This is a genomic window from Clavibacter lycopersici, from assembly GCF_003576405.1.
Classification (GTDB): domain Bacteria; phylum Actinomycetota; class Actinomycetes; order Actinomycetales; family Microbacteriaceae; genus Clavibacter; species Clavibacter lycopersici.
This window is the reverse complement of sequence record NZ_QWGT01000371.1, coordinates 1-1,733: the sequence shown is the minus strand read 5'-3', so window position 1 is coordinate 1,733 and position 1,733 is coordinate 1. Positions and strand designations below refer to the sequence as shown.

4 protein-coding genes are annotated in these 1,733 nt (G+C 77.7%); all 4 read left to right on the top strand.

The annotated features are described in order from the left end of the window. Positions 1-618: type II secretion system F family protein (locus DZG00_RS15215; RefSeq protein WP_199689836.1), on the top strand; the 618-nt coding region annotated here is incomplete at its 5' end. A gap of 365 nt (positions 619-983) precedes the next feature. Next, positions 984-1,181 (top strand): DUF4244 domain-containing protein, encoded by a 198-nt coding sequence (locus tag DZG00_RS15210; protein ID WP_119382395.1) that lies wholly within the window; start codon positions 984-986, stop codon positions 1,179-1,181. After that, positions 1,178-1,576, top strand: coding sequence for a TadE family type IV pilus minor pilin (locus DZG00_RS15205; protein WP_119382394.1), 399 nt, complete (start codon positions 1,178-1,180; stop codon positions 1,574-1,576). Before DZG00_RS15210 ends, DZG00_RS15205 begins: the two co-directional genes overlap by 4 nt. Next, on the top strand, positions 1,560-1,733 hold a 174-nt coding region (locus DZG00_RS17560), incomplete at its 3' end, for a pilus assembly protein TadG-related protein (protein WP_375342511.1). The genes DZG00_RS15205 and DZG00_RS17560, both read left to right, overlap by 17 nt.

Here is a 1,733-nt window from a genome sequence, read left to right as displayed (position 1 = left end):
GACTCCCTCGTCGACGTCGCCCGCGTGCGCCGCGACGCGGGCACCGCGCTCGCCGGCCCGGTCGCGACGAGCCGCACCGTGCTGCTCATGCCAGGGGCCGGCCTGCTCCTGGCGGCCGGGCTCGGGTTCGATCCGCTGCGCGTCCTCGTCACCACCGTGCCCGGCATGGCCTGCCTCGTCGCGGGCTCGGGCCTCGTGGCGGTCGGATGGCGGTGGAACCGCGGCCTGGTGAGCCAGGCGACGCCGCGGGAGTCGGCGCCGGGGCTGGTCCTCGACCTGGTGGCGACGGCGATGTCAGGAGGGGCGTCCGTGCCGCGCGCCGTCGCCGTCGTGGGCCGTGCGTGCGAGCGCGCCGGGCTGCCCGCGGGCGACGACCTCGACGCCGTCGGGTCGGTCGTCGACGCGGCGGCGCGCACGGGGGCGCCCGTGGCCGTGCTCCTGCGCAGCGAGGCGGGACGGATTCGCCGGGATGCCGCGACGTGGGCCGAGCGGGCCGCGGCGCGTCTCGCGGCCAGGCTCATGCTGCCGCTGGGGGTGTGCATCCTGCCGGCGTTCCTGGCGGTGGGCGTCGTGCCGATGCTGCTGGCCGTCGTGTCCTCAACACTCGGCCACGGATGAGGACGTCCACCGTCGCGGTCACGGCTGCGGACTCCGGGCGGCTGAGGGGGCATGGTGACGATCCCGCCGACGACCGGCGGGGACAGGACGGCGGGCATCGCCCGTCAGAGGGAGAGGACGAGGACATGGGACGAGTCGAGGAGCCGGCGCGCGTGATCGAGCTGCATGGCGCGGAGGTCGCGGCAGCGAGGGGCCGTGCATGCGGCACGGGCGGAGCGGTGCCGGTACCGGAGGGGTGCGCCGTCTGGCCGCTGGCCCCGGCGCAGGCGGTCCCGAAGGGATCATCGCGGGGGTCCGCGGGCTGCGCGGGTGCGTGCGCGCGAGACGTCGTGGCGCCGCGCTCGAGCCACGAGCCCCCGCGGGCCCTGCGCATCGCACACGCCGCGCGTCGGGCGATCCTGTGCCGCGCGGTCGGCGACGACGGCGCGGCCACCGCCGAGTACGCCATCGCGACCATGGCGGCGGTGGCGTTCGCGGGCCTGCTCGTGGTCATCCTGCAGAGCGACGAGGTGCGCGGCATGCTCCTCGACCTCGTGCGGCGTGCTCTGACGTACGACCGGTGATCCCGTCCACCGCGCGGGGGCGGCGTCCGCGCGTCGATCCGGCCTCCCCGGTCGCGGATCGCGGGGCCGCTGCCGCGGAGCTCGCGGTCGTGCTGCCCGCGGTCGTGCTGGTCCTCGGCCTCTGCCTGGGGGCGGTGCAGACGGTGGGCCAGCAGGTCGTGCTGACCTCCGCGGCGGAGGAGGCGGCCCGCAGCATCGGCCGCGGGGAGGACACGGGCACGGCGTCGTCGCGCATCGAGGGCGCCGCCGCGGGAGCGGCCATGGCGGTGGATCGGTCGGGTCACGCCGTCTGCGTCCGGCTCACGGCCCCCAGCCGGTTCGGACCGGCCGGAGCGGCGGGGATCCGCGTCTCGGCGCGTGGCTGCGCGTGGCAGGAGGATGCGGATGTCCCGTGACGGCGACACCGGCTCGGGCACCGTGCTCGCCGTCGGGGTGCTCGGCGCCGTCACGGCCCTCGCTCTCGCCACGGTCGCCGTCTCGTCGGTGCTCGTGGAGAGGGCGGCCGCGGCGGGGGCCGCGGACTCCGGGGCGCTCGCCGCGGCCGACGTGGCC